26 protein-coding genes are annotated in these 26,124 nt (G+C 69.6%); 22 read left to right on the forward strand and 4 right to left on the reverse strand.

The genetic code is table 11. The features are described 5' to 3' along the window. The 4 genes from E4P42_RS17325 to E4P42_RS17340 are packed head-to-tail and all read left to right on the forward strand — an operon-like array spanning window position 1 to window position 3,597. Window positions 1–852: an ABC transporter permease gene (locus E4P42_RS17325; RefSeq protein ID WP_135127307.1), complete on the forward strand. Its 852-nt coding sequence runs from the start codon at window positions 1–3 to the stop codon at window positions 850–852. After that, window positions 839–1,570 (forward strand): ABC transporter ATP-binding protein, encoded by a 732-nt coding sequence (locus tag E4P42_RS17330; protein WP_135127308.1) that lies wholly within the window; start codon window positions 839–841, stop codon window positions 1,568–1,570. Before E4P42_RS17325 ends, E4P42_RS17330 begins: the two co-directional genes overlap by 14 nt. A 23-nt stretch (window positions 1,571–1,593) precedes the next feature. Then, the gene (locus tag E4P42_RS17335; RefSeq protein WP_135127309.1) at window positions 1,594–2,655 is read left to right on the forward strand and encodes a PhnD/SsuA/transferrin family substrate-binding protein; all 1,062 of its coding nucleotides are present in this window, start codon (window positions 1,594–1,596) and stop codon (window positions 2,653–2,655) included. A gap of 27 nt (window positions 2,656–2,682) precedes the next feature. Further along, the gene (locus tag E4P42_RS17340) at window positions 2,683–3,597 is read left to right on the forward strand and encodes a TauD/TfdA family dioxygenase (RefSeq protein WP_135127310.1); all 915 of its coding nucleotides are present in this window, start codon (window positions 2,683–2,685) and stop codon (window positions 3,595–3,597) included. A 122-nt stretch (window positions 3,598–3,719) separates the two neighbouring features. Here the strand turns inward: E4P42_RS17340 and E4P42_RS17345 are convergent, their stop codons facing one another. Continuing rightward, window positions 3,720–4,484 (reverse strand): SDR family NAD(P)-dependent oxidoreductase, encoded by a 765-nt coding sequence (locus E4P42_RS17345; protein ID WP_135127311.1) that lies wholly within the window; start codon window positions 4,482–4,484, stop codon window positions 3,720–3,722. Between the two features lie 78 nt (window positions 4,485–4,562). Here E4P42_RS17345 and E4P42_RS17350 point away from each other — a divergent pair, with 78 nt between their 5' ends. Next, complete coding sequence (locus tag E4P42_RS17350; RefSeq protein WP_135127312.1) at window positions 4,563–5,714, forward strand: thiolase family protein; 1,152 nt, start codon at window positions 4,563–4,565, stop codon at window positions 5,712–5,714. Between the two features lie 25 nt (window positions 5,715–5,739). Beyond that, window positions 5,740–6,627: an ArgK/MeaB family GTPase gene (locus E4P42_RS17355; protein WP_135127313.1), complete on the forward strand. Its 888-nt coding sequence runs from the start codon at window positions 5,740–5,742 to the stop codon at window positions 6,625–6,627. A 1-nt stretch (window position 6,628) separates the two neighbouring features. On the opposite strand, the gene E4P42_RS17360 is transcribed toward E4P42_RS17355, so the two are convergent. The 3 genes from E4P42_RS17360 to E4P42_RS17370 are packed head-to-tail and all read right to left on the reverse strand — an operon-like array spanning window position 6,629 to window position 9,622. Continuing rightward, window positions 6,629–7,213, reverse strand: coding sequence for a TetR/AcrR family transcriptional regulator (locus E4P42_RS17360; protein ID WP_135127314.1), 585 nt, complete (start codon window positions 7,211–7,213; stop codon window positions 6,629–6,631). Between the two features lie 33 nt (window positions 7,214–7,246). Then, window positions 7,247–8,887: an FAD-dependent oxidoreductase gene (locus E4P42_RS17365; RefSeq protein WP_135127315.1), complete on the reverse strand. Its 1,641-nt coding sequence runs from the start codon at window positions 8,885–8,887 to the stop codon at window positions 7,247–7,249. A 27-nt stretch (window positions 8,888–8,914) separates the two neighbouring features. Beyond that, the gene (locus E4P42_RS17370; protein ID WP_135127316.1) at window positions 8,915–9,622 is read right to left on the reverse strand and encodes an IclR family transcriptional regulator; all 708 of its coding nucleotides are present in this window, start codon (window positions 9,620–9,622) and stop codon (window positions 8,915–8,917) included. Between the two features lie 105 nt (window positions 9,623–9,727). Between E4P42_RS17370 and E4P42_RS17375 the strand changes: the two genes are divergently transcribed. The 16 genes from E4P42_RS17375 to E4P42_RS17450 all read left to right on the forward strand — a co-directional run bounded on the left by E4P42_RS17375 (window position 9,728) and on the right by E4P42_RS17450 (window position 26,122). Continuing rightward, entirely contained in the window at window positions 9,728–10,594 is an 867-nt protein-coding gene (locus E4P42_RS17375; RefSeq protein ID WP_135127317.1) for an alpha/beta fold hydrolase, read from the forward strand. Continuing rightward, entirely contained in the window at window positions 10,591–12,270 is a 1,680-nt protein-coding gene (locus E4P42_RS17380; RefSeq protein WP_135127318.1) for a bifunctional 3-(3-hydroxy-phenyl)propionate/3-hydroxycinnamic acid hydroxylase, read from the forward strand. Before E4P42_RS17375 ends, E4P42_RS17380 begins: the two co-directional genes overlap by 4 nt. Then, on the forward strand, window positions 12,218–13,135 hold the full coding sequence (locus tag E4P42_RS17385) for a 3-carboxyethylcatechol 2,3-dioxygenase (RefSeq protein ID WP_245234077.1): 918 nt from the start codon (window positions 12,218–12,220) through the stop codon (window positions 13,133–13,135). Before E4P42_RS17380 ends, E4P42_RS17385 begins: the two co-directional genes overlap by 53 nt. A gap of 20 nt (window positions 13,136–13,155) precedes the next feature. Continuing rightward, the gene (locus E4P42_RS17390) at window positions 13,156–14,922 is read left to right on the forward strand and encodes an FAD-binding protein (protein WP_135127357.1); all 1,767 of its coding nucleotides are present in this window, start codon (window positions 13,156–13,158) and stop codon (window positions 14,920–14,922) included. Beyond that, a complete protein-coding gene (locus E4P42_RS17395; RefSeq protein ID WP_135127320.1) occupies window positions 14,919–16,229 on the forward strand; it encodes an LLM class flavin-dependent oxidoreductase in 1,311 nt (436 codons plus the stop codon). Before E4P42_RS17390 ends, E4P42_RS17395 begins: the two co-directional genes overlap by 4 nt. A gap of 8 nt (window positions 16,230–16,237) precedes the next feature. Continuing rightward, window positions 16,238–17,050, forward strand: coding sequence for a coniferyl-alcohol dehydrogenase (locus E4P42_RS17400; protein WP_135127321.1), 813 nt, complete (start codon window positions 16,238–16,240; stop codon window positions 17,048–17,050). 1 nt (window position 17,051) lies between these two features. Further along, window positions 17,052–18,041: a cyclase family protein gene (locus E4P42_RS17405; protein ID WP_135127322.1), complete on the forward strand. Its 990-nt coding sequence runs from the start codon at window positions 17,052–17,054 to the stop codon at window positions 18,039–18,041. Between the two features lie 11 nt (window positions 18,042–18,052). Beyond that, window positions 18,053–18,664, forward strand: coding sequence for an NADPH-dependent FMN reductase (locus E4P42_RS17410; RefSeq protein WP_135127323.1), 612 nt, complete (start codon window positions 18,053–18,055; stop codon window positions 18,662–18,664). Further along, window positions 18,661–19,503 carry an alpha/beta fold hydrolase gene (locus E4P42_RS17415; RefSeq protein WP_135127324.1) on the forward strand — a complete coding sequence of 281 codons (843 nt, stop codon included), beginning with the start codon at window positions 18,661–18,663 and terminating at the stop codon, window positions 19,501–19,503. Before E4P42_RS17410 ends, E4P42_RS17415 begins: the two co-directional genes overlap by 4 nt. Then, window positions 19,503–20,339 (forward strand): SDR family NAD(P)-dependent oxidoreductase, encoded by an 837-nt coding sequence (locus E4P42_RS17420; RefSeq protein ID WP_135127325.1) that lies wholly within the window; start codon window positions 19,503–19,505, stop codon window positions 20,337–20,339. Before E4P42_RS17415 ends, E4P42_RS17420 begins: the two co-directional genes overlap by 1 nt. Further along, complete coding sequence (locus tag E4P42_RS17425) at window positions 20,336–21,079, forward strand: TetR/AcrR family transcriptional regulator (RefSeq protein ID WP_135127326.1); 744 nt, start codon at window positions 20,336–20,338, stop codon at window positions 21,077–21,079. Before E4P42_RS17420 ends, E4P42_RS17425 begins: the two co-directional genes overlap by 4 nt. After that, complete coding sequence (locus E4P42_RS17430) at window positions 21,079–21,273, forward strand: ferredoxin (protein WP_135127327.1); 195 nt, start codon at window positions 21,079–21,081, stop codon at window positions 21,271–21,273. The genes E4P42_RS17425 and E4P42_RS17430 overlap by 1 nt, the downstream gene beginning before the upstream one ends. 5 nt (window positions 21,274–21,278) lie before the next feature. After that, window positions 21,279–22,511, forward strand: coding sequence for a cytochrome P450 (locus tag E4P42_RS17435; protein ID WP_135127328.1), 1,233 nt, complete (start codon window positions 21,279–21,281; stop codon window positions 22,509–22,511). Window positions 22,512–22,551: 40 nt separating this feature from the next. Continuing rightward, entirely contained in the window at window positions 22,552–23,724 is a 1,173-nt protein-coding gene (locus E4P42_RS17440; protein ID WP_135127329.1) for an amidohydrolase family protein, read from the forward strand. 68 nt (window positions 23,725–23,792) lie between these two features. Then, the gene (locus E4P42_RS17445) at window positions 23,793–24,977 is read left to right on the forward strand and encodes a Xaa-Pro peptidase family protein (protein WP_135127358.1); all 1,185 of its coding nucleotides are present in this window, start codon (window positions 23,793–23,795) and stop codon (window positions 24,975–24,977) included. A gap of 11 nt (window positions 24,978–24,988) precedes the next feature. Then, window positions 24,989–26,122, forward strand: coding sequence for a Xaa-Pro peptidase family protein (locus E4P42_RS17450; protein WP_135127330.1), 1,134 nt, complete (start codon window positions 24,989–24,991; stop codon window positions 26,120–26,122). Window positions 26,123–26,124 lie beyond the last annotated feature (2 nt).

Consider the following 26,124-nt stretch of genomic DNA (forward strand, 5'->3'; position numbering starts at 1 on the left):
ATGGCCACCGTCCTCTTGCGGCCACCCACCGAAGAGGTGGCCGCCGCGAGGCTCGTCGATCCGCGGACCCGCAGGGTCCGTCGCACCTCGCGGGTGCCGCGTCAACTGCAACGCCTTCTGGGTCCGGTGCTGCTGGTCGGTGTGTGGCAGATCCTCTCGTCCACGGGCATCTTCGACGAGCGGACGGTTCCCCCACCGAGTCGCGTGGTGGGTGCCGCCTATCGGCTCATCGCCGACGGGTCGCTGCCGGAGCATCTCTCGACCAGCCTGCTGCGGGTCGGCTACGGATTGGCTTTCGGGATCGCGCTCGGGCTCGGGCTGGCGCTGATCACCGGCCTGTCCCGGATCGGAGAGAACCTCTTCGACGCGAATATGGAGGTGCTCAACGCGATTCCCAACTTCGCACTGGTACCTCTTCTGATCGTCTGGTTCGGCATCAGTGAAGTGCCCAAGATCACGCTGATCACGATCGCAGTGGCCGTGTCGATATACATCAACACGTTCAGCGCGATCCGCAGTGTCGACGCCGGCCTGGTCGAGGCCGCTCGCTCGTTCGGCGCCGGCCGCGCCGAATTGATCTACCGCGTCGTCGTTCCAGGTTCACTTCCCGGCTTCCTCGTCGGTCTGCGGCTCGGGCTCACGGCGTCGTGGCTGGCGTTGATCTTCGCCGAGACCATCAACGCCAAGAAGGGCCTCGGCCGGATGATGACCGACGCGCGCGAGTACTTCCAGGTCGACGTGGTCTTCGTGCTGATCACCGTCTACGCCGCGCTGGGACTGGTGTCGATCCTCGTCGTGCGCTTCCTCGAGGCTCGGCTGTTGACGTGGCGACGGGCGTATGACGGTGACTGACACGCTGACCGACACCGTCGTCGTCGTCGAGAACCTACGAAAGAAGTTCGGCGACACCGTGATCCTCGACGGTATCGATCTGCGGATCCGTGCGGGTGAGTTCGTCGCGCTGCTGGGCCGCAGCGGATCCGGCAAGAGTACCTTCCTGCGGGCGCTGGGCGCCCTGGACGGCGATGTCGAAGGCGATCTGCGCGTGCCCGCACGCCGTGCGATCGTGTTCCAGGATCCTCGCTTGCTCCCGTGGCAGCGCGTCCTGACGAACGTGACCGTCGGCCTGCAGTCCACGTCGGCGGCACGCCGGCAGGCGATGGCCGCCCTGTCCGAAGTCAACCTCGCCGCCAAGGCGAAGGTGTGGCCGCGCACCTTGTCCGGGGGCGAGGCGCAGCGTGTCGCCCTGGCGCGGGCGTTGGTGCGCGAGCCGGATCTGCTGCTGCTGGACGAGCCGTTCGGCGCACTCGACGCGCTCACCCGAATCAAGATGCACGGGCTGCTGCAGGACCTGTGTCGCCGGCACACCCCCGCTGTCCTGCTCGTCACGCACGATGTCGACGAGGCGATCCTGCTCGCCGACCGCATCGTGGTGCTGACCGACGGCAGGTTCTCACTCGACGCCGAAGTGGCCGTCCCGGCACCGCGCAGACGTGAATCACCGGAGTTCGCCGCCCTGCGATCCCGGCTGCTGACCGAACTCGGCGTCACCGACGGCCCACAAATCTGACACCCCGACCAGAAGGACACCACATGCCCATGTCACGGTGGAAGCTGCCTGCCGCACTGGCCATCACCCTGCTCGCCACCGCCTGCGGTCTGTCGGATGACGACGGCGGCGCCGCCATCGACTCCGTGCAGATCGCCAACCGAACCGACGTCCCGGCTGGCACGAAACTCGTCGTGGCCGAGCAGAATTCCACTCAATCACTGCCGTGGAACCTGGCCGATGCCGGGAGGGACGCCCCGTATGCCGTGGAGTTCGCCGATTTCAGCGGCGGCGCAGCGGTCATCGAGGCATTGCGTTCGGGCGCTGCCGATATCGGCTCGATCGGTGAGGCGCCGGTGCCCATCGCCGTCGACAACGGTGTCACCGACCTCGTCACGGTCGGTCTGCAGGCCAATCCCGGTACCAGCGGCGGCTATTACCTCGTCGCTCGCCCCGACAGCGGGATCACATCGATCGAGCAGTTGCGCGGCAAGCGGGTGGCCTACCCACCCGGGTCCGGCCGTCACATGATCACCGCCGGCCTGCTCAAACGGCACGGGCTCGACCTGCGGACCGACGTGCAACCCGTGGAGCTCGCGGGCGCCGAAGTCGTTCCGACGTTCGCGGCGGGCGCCGTCGACGCGGCGATCGTGCTCGGCAACCAGTACTACCAGCTCGGCGAGCCGCCGGTGCTCGGCGACGGCAAGGGCATCAACACCGGCATCCAGACCCTGATCGTGCGCAAGGACATCCTCGACGACCCGGTCAAGGCAGCCGCGATCGGCGACTACGTCGGCCGGGCCATCGCGGCCAACAACTGGAAGGACAACCACGCCGACGAGTGGATCAACGCCTATTACGTGGACCAGCAGGGCATCACCCACGACCAAGGCAAGACGCTCTACGAGGAGGACGGGCTGACGGCGTACTACCCGATCGACGACCAGTCCACGGCATTGTTCCAGCAGGTGGCCGACGGGTTGTTCGAGTCGGGGGTCACCAAGACCCGTGTCGATATCACGCCGTACGTCGACGGCCGGTACAACGCGATCGTCACCGCCCAGAACCAACTCGACGGTGTGACCCCGCGACCGATCGAATCCTGAATCACACGACAAGAGAGAGGAACTGACATGACACTGGCAGCTCAGAAGGTTGCGGTCGAGCCGCAGTCGGGTTGGACAGGCGCCGAGATCAGCGGGGTGGACCTCACCGCGCCGCTGCACGAGGAGCAGATCGCCGACATCCGGGCGGCGCTGTTGACCTGGAAGGTGGTGTTCTTCCGCGGCCAGTTCATCGGCCACGACGACCATCTGCGCTTCGCGCGGGCGTTCGGCGCCCCCACGCCGGCCCACCCGTTGTTCGACGCGATACCCGATCCGGACCACCCGACCATCTACCCGATCTTCCGGGACCGGTTCAAGGCCCGGTTCCGCGGTACCGGGTTCGACAAGCCCAACTGGCACGCCGACGTGACCGCCGCCGTCAATCCGCCTGCCGCGTCGATTCTGCGCGCAGAGGTCATCCCGCCCTATGGCGGTGACACCCAGTGGGCGAACACCGTCGCCGCCTACGAGGGCCTGTCGAAGCCGTTGCAGCGCCTCGCCGACGGGCTGCGTGCGGTGCACCGGTTCTCACCGCCGGACGGAGCGACGGCGACCGCCGACTATCAGCGCCGGGTCGAAGGCCGGCCCTTGTTCACCGAACACCCGGTGGTGCGCGTGCATCCGGAGACCGGTGAGAAGGCCCTCTACGTGAATCCGGGCTTCACCACCCACATCGTCGGCGTGTCACCGCACGAGAGCCGGCGGCTGCTCGGCCTGTTCTACGACGAACTCGCGCGCCCGGAACACACCGTGCGGTTCAAGTGGGAGCCGGGCAGCATCGCGTTCTGGGACAACCGGTCGACCGTGCACCTCGCGCCGTCTGATCTGACGACGGACCACGACCGCCGGCTCTACCGCATCACGCTCGTCGGCGACGTACCGGTCGGTCCCGACGGGGTGCCGTCGGTCGCGCTGGACGGCGAACCGTTCGACGCCATCTGACCGACAGTCGGCTCTGCGTCCACGGCGTGACCACCCGCGAGGGCGCGACGCCGTGGCGCAGGGCCGCACAAGGGGAGTGCCGCTGTGACTTCCCGTAGGAGCTGTCACTTCCCGGACGGGCCTCACCTGGGCGGGAAGCGCAGTGCTCCGTCGAGGCGGATGATCTCGCCGTTGAGGTAGTCGTTCTCGATGATGCTCTGGGCCAGCTGGGCGTACTCGGGCGACCGGCCCATCCGCTTCGGGAACGGCACCTGCGGGGCCCAGTACTGCTCGAGCTGATCGGCCGCCTTGCCGTAGGCGGGTGTGTTGATGGTGCCCGGGGCGATGGTGACCACGCGAATGCCCAACGGGGAGAGATCGCGGGCCGCGACCAGCGTCATCCCGAGCACGCCGCCCTTGGCCGCGGCGTAGGGGAGCTGGCCGATCTGGCCCTCGTAGCCGGCGATCGACGCGGTGTTGACGATGACGCCGCGCGCACCCTCGTCCAGCGGCTCGGATCTCGCGATCGCCGCCGCCGACAGCCGCATGACGTTGAACACCGCGGTCAAATAGAACTCGATGGTCTTCTTGAAGCCGTCGAGGTCAAGCGGTGAGCCGTCCTTGCCGATCAACCGTCCGCCACTGGCGGGCCCGCCGTGGGTGTCGACCGAGATCCGCAGCGGTGCCAGCGATTCCGCCGTGGCGATCGCGGCGTTGACCGAGTCCTCGGAGGTGGCGTCGGTGCGTACGTACCGCACACCGAGCTCTTTTTCCAGTTCGCCGCCCTTCTCGTCGGCGAGGTCGGCGACGACGACCTTTGCTCCCGCACCGTGCAGCCGCCGCACCGTCGCCTCGCCGAGGCCACCCGCACCGCCCACGACGATCGCTGAACACCCGGCGATTTCCATGCGGCTTCCCTTCTTGCAACGAACGCTCTCTTATAGTGAGAATAACATTCTCGCCGGTTTCCCGAACGGAGTCCATACATGCCCGAAGCCGTCATCGTCTCCGCCCTGCGTACCCCGATCGGCACGGCGATGAAGGGGACGCTGCGCGACACCGACGCCTATCAACTGGCCGAACACGTCGTCGGTGCGGCGGCAGAGGGGTTGAGCGGTGGGCAGGTCGACGATGTCGTGCTCGGCGAGGGCCTCTACGGCGGCGGTGTCATCGCCCGTCACGCCGCGATCACCGCCGGGCTGACGTCGGTGCCCGGCCTGTCCAACAACCGCCACTGCGCCGCCGGCCAGGCCGCCGTGCAGAGCGCCGCGGCGAGCATCCGCGCCGGCATGGATCGGCTGGTCATCGCCGGGGGCGTCAACTCGGCCTCCACCACACCGCGATTCACGCGTCGGGCCAGCAGCGCCAAGGACGCCGCGATGCTCGACTGGTTCCCGCCGACCCACCCGGACCGCGCCGATGCGCCGAACATGGACATGTCCATCACCGTCGGCTGGAACGCCGCGGTGCGGGCCGGAGTCAGCCGCGAGGAGATGGATCAGTGGGCGCTCGACTCCCACCGTAAGGCGGTCCGGGCGATCGACGAGGGCCGGTTCACCGATGAGATCGTCCCCATCGAGACGCCCCACGGGCGCTTCGACATCGACGAGCATCCGCGCCGCGACACCAGCATGGAGAAGCTCGCCTCGCTCAAACCGCTGCATCCTGAGATCGAGGGCTTCTCGATCACCGCCGGAAACGCGTGTGGCGCCAACGATGGAGCCGCCGTACTGACGCTGGCCAGCGACCGGCTCGGGTTGCCCGCACTGGGCACCGTGAAGGCCTGGGCCTCGGTCGGCGTCGACCCGGCGTTCACCGGGCTCGCACCGGTCGAGGCCATCCCGAAGGCGCTCGAGCGCGCCGGGCTGTCGATCTCCGACATCGACCTGTTCGAGATCAATGAGGCGTTCGCCGCGATGTGCGTGGCGACGGTCAAGATGCTCGACATCGACCCGGACCGGGTCAACGTCAGCGGCAGCGGCTGCTCGCTGGGTCATCCGGTGGCCGCCACCGGGGCCCGGATGCTCGTGACATTGGTGCACGAATTGCGCCGTCGCGGAGGCGGTGTCGGTGTCGCGGCGATGTGCGCGGGCGGCGGGATGGGGTCGGCGACGGTCATCGAGGTGCCGGCGCCCTGAGCTCGCCGCCTAGGCTGGTGGCCGGATGACCCCCCACAGCGACATCGACGACCTGATCGCGGCCGCGCGCAACGGCTCCACCCGGGCCGCGGGCCGGCTGCTGAGTCTGGTCGAGGGAGCCCGCCGCGACGACGTGCTGGCCGCAGTGGGTGCGCCGCCGGTGCGGGTCGTCGGGGTGACCGGACCGCCCGGGGCGGGTAAGTCGACGACGGTGGCCGCGCTGGTCGGCGCCTACCGGCGGCAGGGGCAGCGGGTGGCGGTGCTGGCGGTCGACCCGTCGTCGCCGTACAGCGGCGGGGCACTGCTCGGCGACCGCATCCGGATGGCCGCCCACATCAACGACCCGGACGTGCTGATCCGTTCGGTGGCCAGCCGCGGACACCTCGGGGGTCTGGCCGCCGCGGTGCCCGCCGCGATCCGGTTGCTCGCCGCGCTGTCCTACGACCTCATCGTGCTGGAGACCGTGGGGGTGGGGCAGTCGGAGATCGAGATCGCCGCGATCGCCGACCCGACCGTCGTGGTGCTCAACCCGGGCGCGGGTGATGCGGTGCAGGCGGCCAAGGCCGGGCTGCTCGAGGTGGCCGACATCGTGGTGGTCAACAAGGCCGACCGCGACGGCGCCGACCAGACGGTGCGGGACCTACGTGCAGAGGTCAGCGTGCCGATTCTGAAACTCATTGCGGCTCAAGGGGAGGGGATACCGGCGCTGGCCGAGGCCATCGACGCCCACCACCGCGCCGACACCGCCGAGCGGCGGGCGGCGCGGGCCAGGACCCAGATCCTCTCGCTCGCCCATACGCTGTTGCGGACACATCCCGACCTCGGCCGCCTGGCCGCGCTGGTGGCCGACGGCCACACCGATCCCTACAGCGCGGCCGAAGAGCTGTTCGCCGGGCGGCCCGGCGACTCCTGACTCACTCCGGCAGGTCGACGATCCGGCGCATGGTGCGGCGTAACTCCTCGCGCAGCGTGTCGTCGTCGATGTCGCTCACCAGCGGATGCATCACGGCGACGCTGATGACCCCGGACAGCATCGCCGCGTGCACGCGGGCCCGGGCGCCGGTCTCCTCGCCGAGCATCGTGGCGTAGAGCCGGTCGATGAACCGGCCGAACGGCGGATGCTCGGCGAGCACCCGCACGATCACCGGATCGAACTGCAGGACGCTGACCATGCGACGGCGTTCGACGGCGAGATCGACCACGCGGCTCAGCAGCATGTCGCGACCGCTGAGGTGGTCGGGTGCGGCTTCGGCCGCCTCCAGTGCGCCCTCCAGACCTCCGAGTTCCCGCTCGGTCAGCGCGATCACGATGTCATCCTTGGTCTTGAACTGGTGGTAGACCGCGGCTTTGGTCACGCCGATGCGGTCGGCGATCATCTGCAGCGACGTGCCGCTGACACCGTGTTCGGCGATCAGCGCGAGCGCCGCGTCCAGGACACGGGTCTGCGCCGCGCTGCGCCGGATACCCGCGAAGCGACTCCCTGGTTCTGCCGAGACCACCTCACCAGGGTAGTGATCGCGGTGACCGGAATGTCAGTACCGCAGCGATTCGCCGGTCGCGGCCGCGTGCCCCGCGCGTACCCCGAACACCATGGCCGGCCCCAGCGTCCCGCCCGCGCCGCCGTACGCCTTACCCGTGGCGCCGGCCATCGCATTGCCCGCGGCGAACAGCCCCGGAATCGGCCTGCCGCTGACATGCAGCACACGGCCGTCGCGGTCGGTGCGCGGTCCGCCCTTGGTGCCCATCGCGCCGATCGACACCGGCACCGCGTAGTAGGGCGGTGTGTCGATCGGGCCGAGCGTCTGCAGGGCCGGCGTGGGCGCGTGCGGGTCTCCCCAGTATCCGTCGTATGCGCTTGCGCCCCGGCCGAACTCAGGGTCGCGCTCCTCGGCGACGTGGCGGTTCCACTCCTGCAGGGTGCGGCTCAGCCCGTCGACGTCGATCCCGGTCTTGTCGCCGAGCTCGTGCAGATCCCGCGACTGGCAGAACCAGTCCGGGGCCGGGCCGTCGGGCTCGACGCCCAGGAACCCGTACTTCTTCAGGTGCAGCGAATCGAAGACGATCCAGGCCGGATCGTTGACGTATCCGAGCCGCGGGTCGAGGTACTGGAATGCGCCCGCCATCGAGTTGTACTCGCCGGCCTCATTGAGGAAGCGCCGTCCGGCCCGGTTGACGATGATGCTGCGCGGCCTGGTGCGTTCGAGCCGGACGCTGCGGCTGCGGGGATGACCGTCGATGGTGTCGCCGGGGATCTGGACGATCGGCACCCACCACGCCTCACCCATGTTGGCCAGCTCGGCGCCGTGGGCCATGACCATGCGCAGCCCGTCCCCGGTGTTGTTGGGCGGCGACACCGCGCCGCGCATCGGACCGCGCAGGAACGCCTCGACGAGTGCGGTGTCCCACTCGAAACCGCCGGTGCCCAGAATCACGGCGCGTCGTGCGCGCACCCGGATCTCCCCGTCCGGCCGGGCGATCCGCACCCCGGTGATGCGGCCGGATTCGGCGATCAGCTCGACGGCGCGGGCCTCGGTGACGGGCTCGACCCCGCGGTCGAGCAGTCCCTCGAGCAGGCCGGCGATCAGTGCGGTGCCGGCGACGCACGGATCCTCGAGGGTCTCGTCGACCGAGGCGTGGATGCGGGCCCTGGTCTCGGCGTCGATGCCGACGTTGCTGAAGTCGGCGGGGAAGGAGGTGATCCGGTCCCGCCACGGCCCCAGCCGCGCGAGGTCGAACGGCGCGGCCGACAACGACCGGCCCCCGCCGGGACGCCCGCCCGGCAGTTCGGGTTTGTAGTCGGGAAACCCCTCGGCGATCGTGAACCGCAGCGCGCTGTGCGTCTCGATGACCTCCAGGGCGAGGGGGCCGGTCCGCACGAACGTCTCGACCAGGTCCTCGTCCATCACGCCCAGCGACTGCGCCCGCAGATAGGCCAGCGCGTCGCCGACCGGGAGCTCGCCGTCGGGAGACCGGTCGTGCGCGGGAATCCACACGATGCCGCCGGAGACGGCGGTGGTGCCGCCCACGGTGGCCGCCTTCTCGTAGATCGCGACCGAGGCGCCGTCGGCAGCGGCGCTGAGCGCGGCGGCCAGCCCGGCCCCGCCGCTGCCCAGCACCACGACGTCTGCCTCGCTGTCCCAGAGCTCGTTCGACGGTCGATCTGCTCGAGTCACACCGACTCCTTTCTCCGACGCGGGCGACTACAGGATGGCGGCGAGCCGGGCGGCGGCGTCGAGGACCGCGTCCTTGCCGTTCAGCACCACGTCCTCGCGATGCGAGATCACGTTGATGCACGTCGGCGGCGACGGTGGTCGCCGCCGCACCGGGACCGCCAGACCGTAGGTGTTCGGTTCGATCTCGCCGTGGGTGATGACCCATCCCTGAGCGCGGGTCTGCGGCACCAGATCCCGTTCTCCCGGACGCGGCGGCATGCTGGCCAGCAGCGCGATCCCCGCCGCGCCGCGGTCGAGTGGATACCGGCTGCCCTCGTGGAACGACAACTGGTAGAAGACGTTCGTCGGCACTATCACCGCGACGGCCACCTGCTGCTCACCGTCGGCGACCAAGAGCGAGACCGTGGTGCCGAGCTGGTCGGCGAGGCCGCGCAGCACCGGCAGGCTCAGCGCGCGCACGTTGTTGTCGAACGACGAGCCCAACAGCGCCAGCCCGGCCGCCGGCCGGTAGCGCCCGTCCTCGCCCTTGGCGACGTAGCGGAACTGGGTGAGCGTTCCGAGTAGGCGGTAGGCGATCGTGCGGTGCACCCCGACGTAGTCGGCCACCTGCGCGACCGTCAGTCCGGACGGTGCGGTGGCCACCGCCTGCAGGGCCGACAGCCCCCGGGCCAGGGTCTGCGACCCGGCCGCGAGTTTGTCGGGCACGTTGCCCGGCGCTCCCTTGACAGACGTCATCGGGGAAGTGATGCTCTAAACATAGTGCACATTAGTGAGCGATATTAGCACAGCATGTTATCGTCCAATGAGAACGTCATTTTCATCGCGAGGAGCACAGGACTGGTGGCGGAGCACGAAAGCGTGTGGAGCGACCTGCAGGGCGTCGCGTTCTCCCAGGGCTATCTCGACGCCGGCGGAGTGCGCACCCGCTACCTGCATGCGGGGGATCCCGCTGCGCCCGCGCTGGTGCTGCTGCACGGGTCCGGCGGGCACGCCGAGGCCTACGTACGCAACTTCGAGGCCCACGCCGAGCACTTCTCGACCTGGTCGATCGACATGCTCGGCCACGGGTACACCGACAAACCCGGTCATCCCCTGGAGGTACGGCACTACGTCGAGCATCTGGCCGCGTTCCTCGACGCGATCGGCGCCGAGCGGGCGTCCCTGAGCGGTGAGTCGCTCGGCGGCTGGGTGGCCTCGCGCTTCGCGGTCGACCATCCGGGGCGTCTGAATCGGTTGGTGCTCAACACGGCCGGCGGCTCGCAGGCCGATCCCGAGGTGATGAAGCGCATCATCACGTTGTCCATGGCGGCCGCGGAGGAGCCCAGCTGGGATACCGTGCAGGCCCGGGTCAAGTGGCTGATGGCCGACAAGACCAAGGATTACGACGACATCGTCGCCAGCCGCCAGCGGGTGTACCGCCAGCCCGGGTTCGTCGACGCGATGCGCGACATCATGGCTCTGCAGGATCCCGAGATCCGGGCCCGCAACCTGATGACCGCCGCCGACTACGGGGCGATCAGCGCCCCGACGCTGGTGCTGTGGACCAGCGACGATCCGACCGCCGATGTCAGTGAGGGCCGGCGCATCTCGGAGATGATCCCCGGCGCCCGATTCGAGGTGATGCCCGACTGCGGGCACTGGCCGCAGTACGAGGATCCGAAGACGTTCAACCGGCTGCATCTCGACTTCCTGCTGGGGAAGCGATGAGCGACGACGTCGACGTCGTCATCGTCGGGGCGGGCCCGGTGGGCCTGACGCTCGCCAACATCCTCGGCGGGCAGGGGGTGCGCACGCTGGTCGTCGAGGAGCGCGACACGCTGATCGACTATCCGCGCGGCGTCGGCCTCGACGACGAGGCGCTGCGGACCTTCCAGGGCATCGGCCTGGTCGAGCGGGTTCTGCCGCATACGGTGCCGAACCAGATCCTGCGGTTCTTCGACGGCAACCGGCGGCTGCTCGCCGAGATGGCGCCGCCGGACGCCCGGTTCGGCTGGCCCAAGCGCAACGGGTTCGTCCAGCCGATGGTCGACGCCGAGTTGCTCGCCGGCCTCGACCGGTTCGACCACGTCGAGGTGCGCTGGGGCCGCAAGATGCTGTCGTGCACCGAGACCGCCGACGGTGTGATGGTGGAACTGCCCGGCGGAACCGCCCACGCCCGCTATCTGGTGGGTTGCGACGGCGGCCGCAGCGCCACCCGGCACCTGATGGGCGTGTCGTTCGAGGGCACCACCTCGGCGACCCGCTGGCTGGTCGTCGACATCGCCAACGATCCGCTCGGCCACCCCAACAGCGAGGTGGGCGCCGACCCGGCGCGGCCGTACGCGTCGATCTCGATCGCCCACGGCATCCGGCGGTTCGAGTTCATGATCCACGCCGAGGAGACCGACGAGCAGGTCGAGGAACCGGAGTTCATCCACCGGATGCTCGGCCGGTTCGTGCCGCATCCCGAGCGGGTCGACGTGATCCGCCACCGCGTCTACACCCACCACTCCCGGATCGCCGGGGCGTTCCGCAAGGGCCGGCTGTTCCTCGCCGGTGACGCCGCCCATCTGATGCCGGTCTGGCAGGGGCAGGGGTACAACAGCGGCATTCGTGATGCGGCGAATCTCGGCTGGAAGCTGGCCGCGGTGGTCAACGGCCAGGCCGGCGATGCGCTGCTCGACACCTATGACACCGAGCGGCGCAAGCACGCCAGGGCGATGATCGACCTGTCCACGATGGTGGGCCGCGTCATCTCGCCGACCAACCGCCACGTCGCGACGTTGCGGGACAAGCTGATCCGCGGCGCGTCGGTGGTGCCGACGCTCAAACGCTACGTGCTGGAGATGCGCTTCAAACCGATGCCCCGCTACGACCAGGGTGCGGTCCACCACGCCGAGCCGCCGACCGCCACGTCCCCGACCGGGACCCTGTTCGTCCAGCCCCGCGTCGACACCCGCGATCAGCGCAACGTGTTGCTCGACGAGGTGCTGGGCACGGGGTTCGCGGTGCTGTGCTGGAACAACGATCCGCGGGCGCTGCTCGGCGCCGAGGCCTTCGCGCGGTGGACGGCGCTGGGCGCGCGGTTCGTCGCCGCCCGCCCGCTCACCCAGCTGCACTGGACCGGTCACGACGACCCCGATGTGGTGGTCGTGGGAGACCGCACCGGCGCGCTCAAGGGCTGGTTCGACGCCCACACCGAATCCGTGCTGTTCCTGCGCCCGGACCGCTGCATCGCCGGTGCCTGCATCGCCCAGCGCGCCCCTGAGATCAGCGCCGCGCTGTTCGACGTCCTGCATCTGACCCAGGGAGGAGGCAATGGTCACCATGGCGGAAGTCGCCCTGTGCTGCATGTCGCACAGCCCGCTGTTGAATCTTCCGGGACCGTCGCGGGAACTCCTTGACGAGATCGAGGCCGCGCTGGCCCGGGCGCGCGACTTCGTCACCGCGTTCGACCCGGAACTGGTGGTCACGTTCTCGCCGGACCACTACAACGGCTTCTTCTACAAACTGATGCCGCCGTTCTGCGTGGGCACCGCCGCGCAGGGCGTCGGCGATTACGGAACTCACGCCGGACCGCTCGACGTACCGCAGGAACGGGCGGGCGAACTCGCCGCCGCGGTGCTGGAAGCCGGTGTGGACGCCGCGATTTCGGCCAGCATGGACGTCGATCACGGCACCGTGCAGCCGCTGGAGAAGCTGTTCGGTGACGCCACCGCCCGGCCCGTCATCCCGGTGTTCATCAACTCCGTCGCCACGCCGCTGGGGCCGCTGAAGCGTTCCCGGGCGCTGGGGGCCGCGGTCGGCGGGTACCTGGCGTCGCTCGGCAAGCGCGTCCTCGTGGTGGGATCCGGTGGCCTGTCGCATGACCCGCCGGTGCCGACGCTGGCCACCGCACCGCCTGCGGCGCTGGACCGGATCGTGCGCGGCGCCCCGATGAGCGCCGAACAGCGCATGGCGCGGCAGTCCGCCGTGATCGACGCCGCGCGCGCCTTCGCGCACGGGCACAGCCCGCTGCAGCCGCTCAATCCGGCCTGGGACCAGACGTTCCTGGAGATCCTCGACGAGGGCCGGCTGACCGACCTGGACGGGTGGTCGAACCCGTTCATCGCCCGCGAGGGCGGCAACTCCGCGCACGAGATTCGCACCTGGGTGGCGGCGTTCGCCGCCCTCGCGGCTGCGGGTCCCTACCGGACGACGCAGCGGTTCTACCGTGCCGCGCCGGAATTGATCGCAGGTTTCGCCATCCGGACGGCGGTGCCGGCATGATCCCCGACGCGTCGGCCGCCATGCCGTTCGACACCGAGGTCGACGTCCTCGTCGTCGGGTCCGGCGGTGGCGGCATGACCGCCGCGTTGACCGCCGACGCGGCCGGGCTCGACACGCTGGTGGTGGAGAAGGCCGCCAAGTACGGCGGGTCGACCGCACTGTCCGGCGGCGGCATCTGGGTACCGGGTGCGCCGTCGCAGCGCCGGGCCGGCTACACGCCCGACCCCGACGAGGTCTTCGGCTACCTCCGCCGGATCACCGACGGACTGGTCAGCGACGCGCGGTTGCGCGCGTACGTCGACGCCGCACCGGAGATGATGGAGTTCCTCGAACAACTCAGTCCGTGGTTCGAGTTCGTCTGGAAGCCCGGCTACGCCGACTACTACCCCGAGCTGCCGGGCGGCTCCGCACTGGGCAGCACGATCAACGTGCCTGCGATCGACCTGCGCGTGCTGGGCGACGAGGAACAGAACCTGCTGCAGCCGCTGGCCCTGGCGCCGAGAGGGATCTGGTTCGCGCCCAAAGACCTACGGCTGTTCTACCAGGTGCGCCAGAATTGGCGCGGCAAAGCCGTTCTGGTCAAGCTGATCTGGCGGATGGTCAGGGCCCGGGTGTTCGGTGACCGGATGGCCGCGATTGGACAGTCGCTGGCCGCGCGGATGCGGCTGGCGCTGGCCCAGCAGAGGATCCCGCTGTGGCTGGACGCGCCGATGACCGAGCTCATCGCCGACCCCGACGGTGCGGTGGTCGGAGCCGTCGTCGACAAGGACGGGCGCGCGTGCCGGATCCGCACGCGCCGCGGGGTGATCCTGGCCGCGGGCGGATTCGACCACGACATGGCCTGGCGCAGGCAACACCTGCCGGAGCTGGAGAAGGACTGGAGCTTCGGCAATCCGGCCGCCATGGGGGACGGGATCCGGGCGGCTGAGAAGGTCGGCGCCGCAACCGAGCTGCTGGACGAGGCGTGGTGGTTCCCGGCCATCTGCTGGCCCGACGGCCGGTTGCAGTTCATGCTCAACGAACGGATGATGCCCTCGCAGTTCGTCGTCAACGGCGCCGGTGAGCGGTTCATCAACGAGGCCGCACCGTACATGGACTTCGCGCACGCGATGATCGACGGCCAGCGTTCCGGAATCACCCACATCCCGTGCTGGCTGATCACCGACATCCGGTCCTTTCACCGCTACGTGGTGGCCGGGCACCTGCCCATCCCCAAGGTCCCGTTCGCGCCGGTGCCCACCGGTGCGAAGGTGCCGAAGGCGTGGCTGGAGTCCGGGGTGGTCGAGGAGGCCCACAGCTGGGAGGAGCTGGCCGGCAAGATCGGTGTGCCGCCGGAGAACTTGCGCCGCACCGCCGAGCGCTTCAACGAGCTCGCCCGCAACGGTCACGACGACGACTTCGGCCGCGGCGACAGCGCCTACGACAACTACTACGGCGACCCCACGCTGCCCAACCCCAACCTGCACCCGCTGGGCAAGCCGCCGTACTACGCGTTCCAGATCATCCTCGGCGACCTCGGCACCTCGGGAGGCCTGCGCACCGACGAACACGCGCGGGTCCTGCGTGACGATGACTCCGCGGTGCCCGGGCTGTACGCGGTCGGCAACAACTCCGCGGCGGTGATGGGACGCAGCTACGCCGGCGCCGGCGCAACGATCGGCCCGGCCATGACGTTCGGCTATGTCGCCGCCAGGCACCTGGCCGCACAGCAGCTGTCCGCAGACGCCGACAGCACCCGCCAGACTCACCCCAGTCCAGGGCCGACACCCATCGGAGGTAGTACATGAAAATCTCGCTGTTCTACGAATTCCCGCTGCCGCGGCCGTGGTCGGAAGACGACGAGCACCAGCTGTTCCAGCACGGGCTCGACGAGGTGGAGGCCGCCGACAAGGCGGGTTTCTCGACGGTGTGGCTGACCGAGCACCACTTCCTCGAGGAGTACTGCCACTCCACCGCACCCGAGATGTTCCTCGCGGCGGCCAGCCAGCGCACCAAGGACATCCGGCTCGGCTTCGGCGTCATGCACCTGCCGCCGCCGATCAACCATCCGGCCCGCATCGCCGAACGCGTCGCCACGCTCGACCACCTGTCGAACGGTCGCGTCGAATTCGGCACCGGCGAAGGCTCCTCGGTCGCCGAGCTCGGCGGATTCAACATCGATCCCGCCGACAAGCGCGCCCAGTGGGAGGAAGCCCTCGAGGTCTCGATCCGCTGCATGACCGAGACGCCGTTCAGCGGGTTCAAGGGCGAACACGTCGAAATGCCGGCCCGCAACGTGATTCCCAAGCCGCTGCAGTCACCGCACCCGCCGGTGTGGGTGGCCTGCACCCGGCCGTCGTCGGTGCAGATGGCGGCGCAGAAGGCCATCGGCGCACTGAGTTTCGCCTACACCGGTCCCGAGGCGCTCAAAGAGCGTGTCGACGGCTACTACAAGGAGTTCGAGGAGAAGGGCGCGCCGGTCACCCCGGCGATCAACCCGAATCTGCTGGCGATCGGTGGCGACCTGTCGATGATGGTGGCCAAGACCGACGAGGAGGCGCTGGCGCGGCTCGGGATCGGCGGCGGCTTCTTCTCGTTCGGCATCATGCACTACTACATGACCGGTATGCACACCCCGGGCCGCACCGGGGTCTGGGAACTCTACGAGCAGGCGGTCAAGGAGGATCCGACGCTGGCCTACGGCCCCGGCCGCGGCGCGATCGGGTCGCCGGACACCGTGCGCGAGTTCCTGCGCGGCTACGAAGCCAGCGGCGTCGACGAGATCATCCTGTTGCTCAACCCGCGCAGCCACGAGGGGACCATGGAGTCGATCGAGATCATGGGCCGCGAGATCCTGCCCGAATTCATCGAACGCGACGAGAAGGCCCGCGCGGACAAGGCCAAGCGGCTCGAGCCCGTCATCGAGAAGGTGGAGGCGCGGCGCGAGAAGTCCGACGCCCCGCTGTTCGACGAGACCTACGCGTTCGGCGGCCTGCCCACCGGCCGGGGCGGGAAGTTCACCGCGGGGGAGATCCCCGAGGCGATGGCCGAGATCAACGAGGGGCGGGTCAAGGCCGCGCAACTGGAGAAGCAGGCGCGCGAGCAGGCGGGCTGACACCGACCGTGGGTCAGATCGACGCGATGTGGCGCTACGACGGCAAGCGGGTGGTGGTCACGGGCTGCGCGTCGGGCATCGGCGCGCACCTGGTCGGCCAGCTCAGCGCCCTGGGCGCACACGTCACGGGCCTGGACATACGCAGGCCCGCGATGCAGGTCGACGAGTTCATCGAACTCGACCTCTCCGACCAGGCGTCGATCGACCACGCGGTGGCCTCGCTCGGCGGGGACCTCGACGTGCTGTTCAACGTGGCCGGGGTGTCCTCGGGAATCGGTGACCCGCTGCGGGTGGTGCGGATCAACTTCCTGGGCGCCCGGCATCTGACCGAGGCGCTGCTGCCCCGGATGCGTCCGGGTTCCGCGGTGGTCAGCGTGTCATCGCTGGCGGCGGCGAACTACCTCGAGAACCGGCACACCACCGCGCCACTGGTCGCCACCGCGACGATCGACGACGGGATCGCTTGGTGCCGCGACCATCCGGACGCGCTGGCCGACGGCGGGTACCGGCTGGCCAAGGAGGCGGTGATCCTCTACACCATGTGCAGCGCCGGGCCGCTCGGCGCGCGGGGGATCCGGATCAACTGCACCGGACCGGGTGTGACCGAGACGCCGATCCTCGACCAGCTCCGCACGGCCTACGGGCCGGCCTTCCTCGATGACATCCCCAAACCGCTGGGCCGGGTGTCCGAGCCGGAGGAGCAGGCGGCGGTGCTGGTGTTCCTCGGCGGCAACGCCGCCAGTTACCTCACCGGGCAGGTCATCTGGGTCGACGGTGGGAACCTCGCCGGCCGGGTGGCCGCGGACCTGAAAGGGGAGTGACGTGGCCACACTCGATGAGTTCCGCCGGGCCGGTGACGCGGTGCGCAACTGGGGCCGCTGGGGCGAAACCGATGAACTCGGCACGCTGAACTTCATCACCGCAGGCAAGGTGGCCGAGGCGGCGGGCCTGGTGCGCCACGGCAAGGTGTTCCCGCTCGGCGTCGACTTCGGCTCCGCGGGTCCGCAGGGGGCGTTCCAGTACCGGCCCAACCCGATGCACGTGATGACCGTCGACGGCGGCGACGCCAACACGCTGGTGCAGTACGGCCCGCAGTGGCTGAAGAACACCGTTGCCCAGCAGCTCGCCGGGTACTTCGTCGACAACCCGTTCCGGTTCAACGACGACATGATCATCATGCCGCTGCAGGCCGCGACCCAGTGGGACGCGTTGTCGCATGTCTACTACGACGACAAGCTCTACAACGGATTCCCGGCCGACTCGGTGACCAGCCAGGGCGCGTTCCACTGCGGGATCGACAAGGTCGACGGCAAGGGCATCACCTCGCGCGGTGTCCTGCTCGACCTGGTGCGCCACCGCGGGGCCGACGTCTTCGTCGAGCACGGCGAACCCATCACGCCCGACGAACTCGACGAGGTCGCGCGCGCCCAGGGCGTGTCGGTGGGCAGCGGTGACATCGTGCTGATCCGGACCGGGTGGTGGGACAGGTTCCTCGAAGCCGGCGACGGCACCGAACCGTACGCCGGCCTGGACTGGCGCTGCGCGGGCTGGCTGCACGAGCGTGAGGTGGCCGCGGTGGCCGCCGACAACCTGATGGTCGAGGACCCGGTGTCGGGGGTCGAGGGCACGATCCTGCCGATGCACATGCTGTGCCTGCGCGACATGGGCCTGATGCTCGGCGAGTACTGGGACCTCGGTGCGCTGGCCGCCGACTGTGCCGGCGACGGGGTGTACGAATTCCAACTCGTGGCACCGCCGTTGCGGGTCACCGGCGCGGTGGGCGCGCCGCTGAATCCGATCGCGATCAAGTGAGGGGAAGTGAGATGACCGTGTCCACCGACACCGCCGGCACCGCTGCGGGCACCGACGAGGCGCCGCTGGTGGTGGGGCTCGGCGGGACGCTGCGGGCGAACTCGTCGACCGAGCGCGCGCTGCGCTACTGCCTCGACGCGGTGGCGCGCCAGGGCGGGCGGGTCCGCATGTTCGCCGGACCCGACCTGGACCTGCCGATGTATGCGCCGCATCAGCTGGAACGCACCCCGCGGGCGCTGGAACTGGTTGGCGCGCTGCGTGACGCCGATGCGGTCGTGGTCGGGTCGCCGGGCTACCACGGCGCGGTGTCCGGGCTCGTGAAGAACGCGCTCGACTACATCGAGGACCTCCGTGAGGATCCCCGGGTGTACCTCGACAACACCCCGTGGGGCTGCATCAGCTGTGCGTATGGCTGGCAGGCGGCGGTCGGCACCCTGGGCCAGCTGCGCTCGATCGGCCATGCGCTGCGGGCCTGGCCGACCCCGCTGGGGGTGGCGATCAACTCCGCCGACGACATCTGGAACAGCGACGGCGAACTCGTCGACGAACCGGTCCGCAATCAACTCGATCTGCTCGCCGCGCAGGTGCTCAGCTTCGCCGCGGCGCACCGGTCGGCTCCGTGACGTTCGCGCGGCGCACCGTCGACGTCGGCGGGCTGATGACCGCCTACCTCGAAGCGGGGCAGGGTGACCCGGTCGTGCTGCTGCACGGCGGGGAGTTCGGCGCCGGCGCGGAACTGGGCTGGGAGCGCGTCATCGACGCGCTGGCCGCCCACCACCGTGTGCTGGCACCGGACATGCTCGGCTTCGGCGGCTCGGCCAAGGTCGTCGACTTCACCGACGGGCGCGGACTGCGGATCCGGCACATCGCGCGGTTCTGCGCGGCGCTGGGCGTGCCCGGGGCGCACTTCGTGGGCAACTCGATGGGGGCGATCAACCTGCTCGTCGATGCCGCCTCCGACGCACCGGTGCTGCCGATGCGCAGCCTCGTCGCGATCTGCGGCGGCGGGGAGATCCAGCGCGGCGAACACATGGACGCGCTCTACGACTACGACGCGACCGTGGCCGGGATGCGCCGCATCGTCACCGCGCTGTTCGCCGATCCGGCCTACCACGGCGACGACGACTACGTGCGGCGCCGCTACCAGTCCAGCATCGCGCCCGGTGCCTGGGAAGCGTTGGCGGCGGCCCGCTTCCGGCGCCCCGGGTTGGCGCCGCCGCCCGCGCCGTCGAGCGCTCGGCCCTATGACCGCATCGCGGTGCCCGCGCTGCTGATCGAGGGGGCCCGCGACAAGCTGCTGCGGCCGGGATGGGCGGCCGAGATCGCCGCGCAGATCGCCGACGGCCGGTCGGCGGTGGTCGCCGACGCAGGGCACTGCCCGCAGATCGAACAGCCGGCGGCGGTCACCGACCTGCTCCTCGGTTTCTTCGCCGACGTGTCACGACGAAAGGTGTCCGCCTGATGGCAAGCGAACTCGACGGCAAGGTCGCGATCGTCACCGGCGGCGCGTCCGGCATCGGACGCGGCATCGTGGAACGCTTCGTGGCCGAGGGAGCCAAGGTCGTCATCGCCGACGTGCAGACCGAACTCGGGGAGGCACTGGCGGCGGAGTCCGGTGCCGCCGCACTCTTCCGGCACACCGACGTGGGTCAGCAGGCAGACGTCACCGCCCTGGTCGCCGACACCGTCGAGCAGTTCGGCGGGCTCGATGTGATGGTGAACAACGCGGGCATCTCCAGCCCGTTGCGGCGCGCCATGTTCGACGAGGACTTCGAGGAGTTCGACCGCGTCATGCGGGTCAACGTGCTCGGCGTCATGGCCGGCACCCGCGACGCGGCCCGGCACATGGCCGACCACGGCGGCGGATCGGTGATCAACCTGTCCTCGATCGGCGGCATCCAGGCCGGCGGCGGCGTCCCGGTGTACCGCGCGTCGAAGGCCGCGATCCTGCACTTCACGAAATGCGCCGCCATCGAGCTGGCGCACTACGACGTTCGGGTGAACTGCATTGCCCCGGGCAACATCCCGACACCGATCCTGCAGTCGTCGGCCACCGGGGCCGACCGGGAGCGGCTCGAACGGTTCGAGGCGAAGATCCGCGAACAGATGCGCAACGACCGGCCGCTCAAACGGGAGGGCACCCCGGCCGACGTCGCCGAGATGGCGCTGTACCTGGCCACCGAACGGTCGCGCTACGTCACCGGGACAGTGCTCACGGTCGACGGCGGTACGTCCGCGGGCAAGGTCATCCCCCGGCCGCCCAGGGACGCACCGGTCGGCAACGGCACCGCGCGATGATGCTAAATCAGTCGCTTGACTTAAAGGGTCGGGCGGCGTTGACTGTGAGCGTGACCACAGCCCGCAGTGTGACCACCGCCCGTACGGCGAGCCCGGCCAGGACCGCCCGCGCCGAACGCGCCAGCGGCACGCAGGAGGCGATCCTGCGGGCCGCCGAACGGCTGTATGCCGAGCACGGCGTGTTCGCCGTGTCCAACCGTCAGGTCAGCGAGGCCGCCGGGCAGGGCAACAACGCCGCGGTCGGTTACCACTTCGGCACGAAGACCGACCTGGTTCGCGCCATCGAGCACAAGCACCGGGGGCCGATCGAGCGATTGCGCGAACAGATGGTCGCCGACCTGGGTCCCGCGCCGGACATGCGTGACTGGGTCGCCTGCCTGGTCCGGCCGCTGACCGACCACCTCGAGGAGTTGGGCAACCCCACCTGGTACGCCCGGTTCGCCGCGCAGGTCATGACCGACCCCGCCTACCACGGCATGATCGTGCGCGACGCGCTGTCCTCGCCGTCGCTGGTCCAGGTCATCAGCGGGATCGGCGCCTGCCTGCCCGACCTGCCGCCCGACGTGCTCGCGGAGCGAAACGTGATGGGCCGCAACCTGTTGATGCACAGTTGCGCCGACCGCGAGCGCGGCATGGCCCAGGGTGCGCGGGTGCCGCGGACGTCGTGGGGGGCCGCGGCCTCCGGTCTGATCGACGCCCTGGTCGGGCTGTGGCTGGCACCGGTCACCGAGGAGCCCTGATGAGGGTCACCGTGGATCAGGACCGGTGCGTGTCATCGGGTCAGTGCGTGCTCAACGCCGCCGAGGTGTTCGACCAGCGAGATGACGACGGGGTTGTGGAACTGCTCGCCGAGTTCCCCGGTCCCGACCAGGAAGCCGACACCCGCCGGGCCGCGGCTGCCTGCCCCGCCCTGGCCATCCAGCTCGAGGAGTGACGACCTTGTCCGACACGTTGACCAACCCCGACACCGGGACCATCCCCGAGTATCCGATGGAACGGGCCGCGGGGTGCCCCTTCGCCCCGCCGCCGCAGATGCTCGAGATGGGGGCGGCCAGACCGCTGTCGCGCGTGCGGATCTGGGACGGCAGCACACCGTGGCTGATCACCGGGCACGCGGTGGCGCGGGAACTGTTCGCGGACTCGCGGGTCAGCGTCGACGACCGCCGCGACGGCTTCCCGCACTGGAACGAGCACATGCTGTCCACGGTCAACAAGCGCCCGCGGTCGGTGTTCACCTCCGACGCCGAGGAGCACACCCGGTTCCGCCGCATGCTGTCCAAGCCGTTCACGTTCAAGCGCGTGGAGGGTCTGCGCCCGGCGATCCAACAGGTCACCGACGAGTGCATCGACGACATCCTGGCCGGCCCGCAGCCCGCCGACATCGTGGCCAAACTGGCGCTGCCGGTGCCGACCCGGGTGATCAGCGAAATGCTCGGCGTGCCCTATGAAGACCACGAGTTCTTCCAGCACCACGCCAATGTCGGTCTGGCCCGGTATGCCAGCGCCGACGCCGGTCAAAAGGGTGCGATGAGCCTGCACCAGTACCTGATCAACCTCGTCGAGCAGAAGCGCCAGAACCCGGCCGAGGATGCGGTGTCCGACCTGGCCGAGCGGGTCAATGCGGGAGAGATCAGCGTCAAGGAGGCCGCCCAGCTGGGCACCGGTCTGCTGATCGCCGGGCACGAGACCACCGCGAACATGATCGGGATCGCGGTGCTGGCCCTGCTCGAACACCCTGAACAGGCCGATTTCCTGCGCGAGGCCGACGATCCGAAGGTGATCGCCAACGCCGTCGAGGAGTTGATGCGCTACCTGTCGATCATCCAGAACGGGCAGCGGCGCGTCGCCATCGAGGACATCGAGATCGCCGGTGAGACGATTCGCGCCGGCGAGGGCATCATCCTCGATCTCGCCCCGGCGAACTGGGATCCGGCCGCCTATCCGGAACCCGACCGGCTCGACCTGTCCCGCGACGCCGGAGCGCAGCTGGGCTTCGGGTACGGCCGTCACCAGTGCGTCGGCCAGCAGCTGGCCCGCGCCGAGATGCAGATCGTCTTCCACACGCTGCTGCGCCGCATCCCGACCATGCGCCTGGCGATCCCGTTCGAGGAGATCCCGTTCAAACACGATCGGCTCGCCTACGGCGTCTATGAACTTCCCGTCACCTGGTGACGAACTGAAACCTCGCTCGACAGCGCAAAAGGAGTCCATCATGACCACGACGATGTCCACGCTGTATCCCCCCGAGGGCTTCGGCGCCCCCAAGCATCGCAAGGGGCACGCGTCCAAGGACGGCCTCGCCGGTCTGCCCGAGGGCACCGAGATCTTCTCGGCCGACAATCACATCTCGGTGGCCGACGACATCTTCTTCGAACGCTTCCCCGAGGAACTCAAGGGTGCGGCGCCGCGGATCTGGTACGAGGACGGCGCGTATATGGTCGGCATGAAGGGAAAAGCTTGGACCGGCGGAGATTTCGGCCGAGTGCTGATGCAGTACGACGACCTCGCCGGTGCGGCGTCGAACAACATCGACGCCCGCATCCGCGAACTCGCCGAGGACGGCATCGACAAGGAGCTGGCCTTCCCCAACGCCGTGCTGGCGCTGTTCCACTACCCGGACAAGTCGCTGCGCGAGCGGGTGTTTCGCATCTACAACGAACACATCGCGGATCTGCAGGAGCGCTCGGGCGGCCACTTCTACGGCGTCGGGCTGATCAACTGGTGGGATCCCAAAGGCACCCGCAGCACCCTCGAAGAGCTCAAATCGCTGGGGCTCAAGACGTTCCTGCTGCCGCTCAACCCCGGCAAGGACGACGACGGCAACATCTACGACTACGGCAGTACCGACATGGACGCGGTCTGGGACGAGATCGAGGCCGCCGGGCTGCCGGTCAGCCACCACATCGGCGAAACCCCGCCCAAGACGCCGTGCCAGCACAACAGCGTCGTGGTCGGGATGATGGTCAATGTCGACTCGTTCCGCGAGCAGTTCGCCAAGTACGTGTTCTCCGGCATTCTGGACCGGCATCCGAGCTTGAGGATCGGCTGGTTCGAGGGTGGTATCGCCTGGGTGCCGACCGCTCTGCAGGACGCCGAGCACATGCTGGCCTCCTACCGGCACATGTTCAACCACGAACTCGCCCATCCGGTTCGGCACTACTGGGACGAGCACATGAGCGCGTCGTTCATGGTCGACCCGCTGGGCCTGGAACTGATCGACAGGATCGGGGTCGACAACGTGATGTGGTCGAGCGACTACCCGCACAACGAGAGCACGTTCGGCTACTCGGAGAAGTCACTGGCCACCGTGGTCGAGGCGGTCGGGCCGGATGACGCCGCCAAGATCGTCAGCGGCAACGTCAAGCAGTTCCTGGGGCTCGCGTGACGACACTGGAAGCGCCCGGCCGCCCCGGAAGTTCCTGGGACATCCCTGATCTGCCCGACCGTGCCCGGATGTACTCCGAGTGTGGCGCGCGGCTGCGGGAATCCATGCGCGACAGAGGCGTCGACGCGCTGGTGCTGCTCGGCAACGGTAACGTGGTGTACGCGGCGGGGATCAGCTGGCCGCTGCTCGACGCCGGGCTCTCGCACGTCGAGCGGCCGGTGGCGATCGTGCTCGCCGACGACCCGCATCCGCACGTGTTCATGCCGCTGCGGGAGGGCTCGGCCGCGGTGGCCACCGAATCCGAGGTGCCCGCCGACCACATCCACCCGCCGCTGTATCTCGAATTCGACGAGGGCGTTGAACATTTCGCGACCGTACTCGCCGAGCTCGTGCCGGCCGGGTCCACCGTCGCCGTCGACGAACTGACCGGCGCGATGCGGCGGGCGCAGTCGCGGCTGTTCCCGTCCGGCCCGCCCAGCGATGCCGCGCAGGTGGTCGGGCCGGCCAAACTGGTCAAGACGCGCGACCAGATCTCGTGTGTCCGCAACGCCTGCCGCATCACCGAGGCGGCCATGGTGGACGTGCAGCGCGGGCTCGCCCCGGGTGTGCGTCAGGTTGACCTCTCGGCGGCGTTCGTCCGCCGGGCGTTCGAACTCGGCGCGACCGCGAACATGCTCGAGGCGATCTGGCAGGTGATGCCCACAACGCGCACCAGCGGCGCGGTGTGGACCACCACGGGTGATCTGGCCCTGCCGCTGCTGACCACCGAACGGGAACTGCAGCGCGGCGACGTGCTGTGGACCGATGTCTCCATCACCTACACCGGCTACTGCTCGGACTTCGGGCGCACCTGGGTGGTCGGGGAGGAGCCCACCGCCCGCCAGCATGCGCAGTTCGACAAGTGGCGCAGCATCCTCGACGCCGTGCTCAGCGTGACCAGGGCCGGCGCGACGTGCGGCGACCTCGCGCGGGCGGCGATCGCGGCGAACGACGGGGTGAAACCGTGGCTCCCGCACTTCTACCTCGGCCACGGCATCGGCACCAACGCCGCCGAGATGCCGATGATCGGCACCGACCTCGGGCAGGAGTTCGACGACAACTTCGTGTTCCCGGCCGGGATGCTGCTGGTGCTCGAACCGGTGGTCTGGGAGGACGGCACCGGCGGTTACCGCAGCGAGGAGATCGTCGTCATCACCGAGGACGGCTACCAGTCGATCACCGACTATCCCTACGCGCCCTACGGCATGAACTGACAGGCGAGACCATGAGCACTGAAATCCTCCCCGACGCCGCCGATCTGCGCCGTGGCCGCCGCGAGCGGGCGCTGGCGCAGATGCACGCGCACGACCTCGACATCCTGGTCCTGGGCCGGCAGGCCAACGTCCGCTACGTCACCGGTGCCCCACAGCTGTGGGTGGCGGGCACCCGGCCGTTCGGGCCGATCTGCGAGGTGGTCCGGTCCACCGGCGAGATCCACCTCAACAGCACCTGGGACGAGGGCATCCCCGACGAGATCGCCCACGACCACCTGTACGGCCTGGCGTGGAATCCGATGACGCTGATCGAGGTGCTCAAGGGCATCCCCGGCGCGGCCACCGTGCGCCGGGTCGGGACCGATTCCCTGACACCGACATTCGCCCAGCTGCTGCCGATGGCGTTCCCGAACGCCGAGATCGTCGATGCCGAACCCGCGCTGCGGGCCGCCCGGCGCATCAAGACCCCCGACGAGATCGCGGTCCTGCGGGGTGCGCTGGGCGTCGCCGAGCGGGCGCTCGACGCCGCCCGCGCGGAACTGGCCGCCGGCGTCACCGAGCAGACGCTGACCGGCGCGATGCTGCAGGCGATGGCCGCCGGCGGCGTCACCACCCCGGCCACCCAGGACGGGGCTTGGATCACGCCGAAGGACCATTCGTGGCGGCGGGGATCGGGCGATCGCACCGTGACCGACGGAGATCTGGTCGCGTTCAGTGCCGGCGCGCTGGCCGACGGCTACGTCGGCGAGGTCGGCCGCACCTGGCCGGTGGGCGAGGTGGCGGGCGCCGACGCCCTGTTCCGCCGGTCGAACGACCTGTGGGAGCGCCTCGTCGCGGCGTGCCGGCCCGGCGCGGCAGCCGGAGACCTTTTCGACGCCTACGAGCGCAGCGGAGAGCGGTTGCCCGCGACCCCGGTCGCGCACGGCCTCGGTCTCGGCTTCGACCCGCCGGTGATCTGTGCGGACCTGCCGGTGACGTGTGCGCAGGAACGCCTGGAACCCGGCATGGTGCTGGCGGTGACCGGCTACGTGTGGGAGCCCGGCGTCGGGGCGGTGTTCACCCGTGAAGCGGTGCTGGTCGGCGACGAGGGTCCCGAGGTGCTCACCTCGGGCGCCTGGCACGCCGCCGCGGCCCCTGTGTCATGAGC

Origin of the sequence: Mycobacterium sp. PS03-16, from assembly GCF_004570325.1 — a bacterium.
In the GTDB taxonomy this organism is placed as follows: Bacteria; Actinomycetota; Actinomycetes; order Mycobacteriales; family Mycobacteriaceae; genus Mycobacterium.

Excerpts from the sequence above, each read along its gene's own strand:
- E4P42_RS17325 (WP_135127307.1), top strand. The coding sequence starts at position 1 with ATGGCCACCGTCCTCTTGCGGCCACCCACCGAAGAGGTGGCCGCCGCG.
- E4P42_RS17330 (WP_135127308.1), top strand. The coding sequence starts at position 839 with ATGACGGTGACTGACACGCTGACCGACACCGTCGTCGTCGTCGAGAAC.
- E4P42_RS17335 (WP_135127309.1), top strand. The coding sequence starts at position 1,594 with ATGCCCATGTCACGGTGGAAGCTGCCTGCCGCACTGGCCATCACCCTG.
- E4P42_RS17340 (WP_135127310.1), top strand. The coding sequence starts at position 2,683 with ATGACACTGGCAGCTCAGAAGGTTGCGGTCGAGCCGCAGTCGGGTTGG.
- E4P42_RS17345 (WP_135127311.1), bottom strand. The coding sequence starts at position 4,484 with ATGGAAATCGCCGGGTGTTCAGCGATCGTCGTGGGCGGTGCGGGTGGC.
- E4P42_RS17350 (WP_135127312.1), top strand. The coding sequence starts at position 4,563 with ATGCCCGAAGCCGTCATCGTCTCCGCCCTGCGTACCCCGATCGGCACG.
- E4P42_RS17355 (WP_135127313.1), top strand. The coding sequence starts at position 5,740 with ATGACCCCCCACAGCGACATCGACGACCTGATCGCGGCCGCGCGCAAC.
- E4P42_RS17370 (WP_135127316.1), bottom strand. The coding sequence starts at position 9,622 with ATGACGTCTGTCAAGGGAGCGCCGGGCAACGTGCCCGACAAACTCGCG.
- E4P42_RS17380 (WP_135127318.1), top strand. The coding sequence starts at position 10,591 with ATGAGCGACGACGTCGACGTCGTCATCGTCGGGGCGGGCCCGGTGGGC.
- E4P42_RS17385 (WP_245234077.1), top strand. The coding sequence starts at position 12,218 with ATGTCGCACAGCCCGCTGTTGAATCTTCCGGGACCGTCGCGGGAACTC.
- E4P42_RS17390 (WP_135127357.1), top strand. The coding sequence starts at position 13,156 with ATGCCGTTCGACACCGAGGTCGACGTCCTCGTCGTCGGGTCCGGCGGT.
- E4P42_RS17395 (WP_135127320.1), top strand. The coding sequence starts at position 14,919 with ATGAAAATCTCGCTGTTCTACGAATTCCCGCTGCCGCGGCCGTGGTCG.
- E4P42_RS17410 (WP_135127323.1), top strand. The coding sequence starts at position 18,053 with ATGACCGTGTCCACCGACACCGCCGGCACCGCTGCGGGCACCGACGAG.
- E4P42_RS17420 (WP_135127325.1), top strand. The coding sequence starts at position 19,503 with ATGGCAAGCGAACTCGACGGCAAGGTCGCGATCGTCACCGGCGGCGCG.
- E4P42_RS17425 (WP_135127326.1), top strand. The coding sequence starts at position 20,336 with ATGATGCTAAATCAGTCGCTTGACTTAAAGGGTCGGGCGGCGTTGACT.
- E4P42_RS17430 (WP_135127327.1), top strand. The coding sequence starts at position 21,079 with ATGAGGGTCACCGTGGATCAGGACCGGTGCGTGTCATCGGGTCAGTGC.
- E4P42_RS17440 (WP_135127329.1), top strand. The coding sequence starts at position 22,552 with ATGACCACGACGATGTCCACGCTGTATCCCCCCGAGGGCTTCGGCGCC.
- E4P42_RS17445 (WP_135127358.1), top strand. The coding sequence starts at position 23,793 with ATGTACTCCGAGTGTGGCGCGCGGCTGCGGGAATCCATGCGCGACAGA.
- E4P42_RS17450 (WP_135127330.1), top strand. The coding sequence starts at position 24,989 with ATGAGCACTGAAATCCTCCCCGACGCCGCCGATCTGCGCCGTGGCCGC.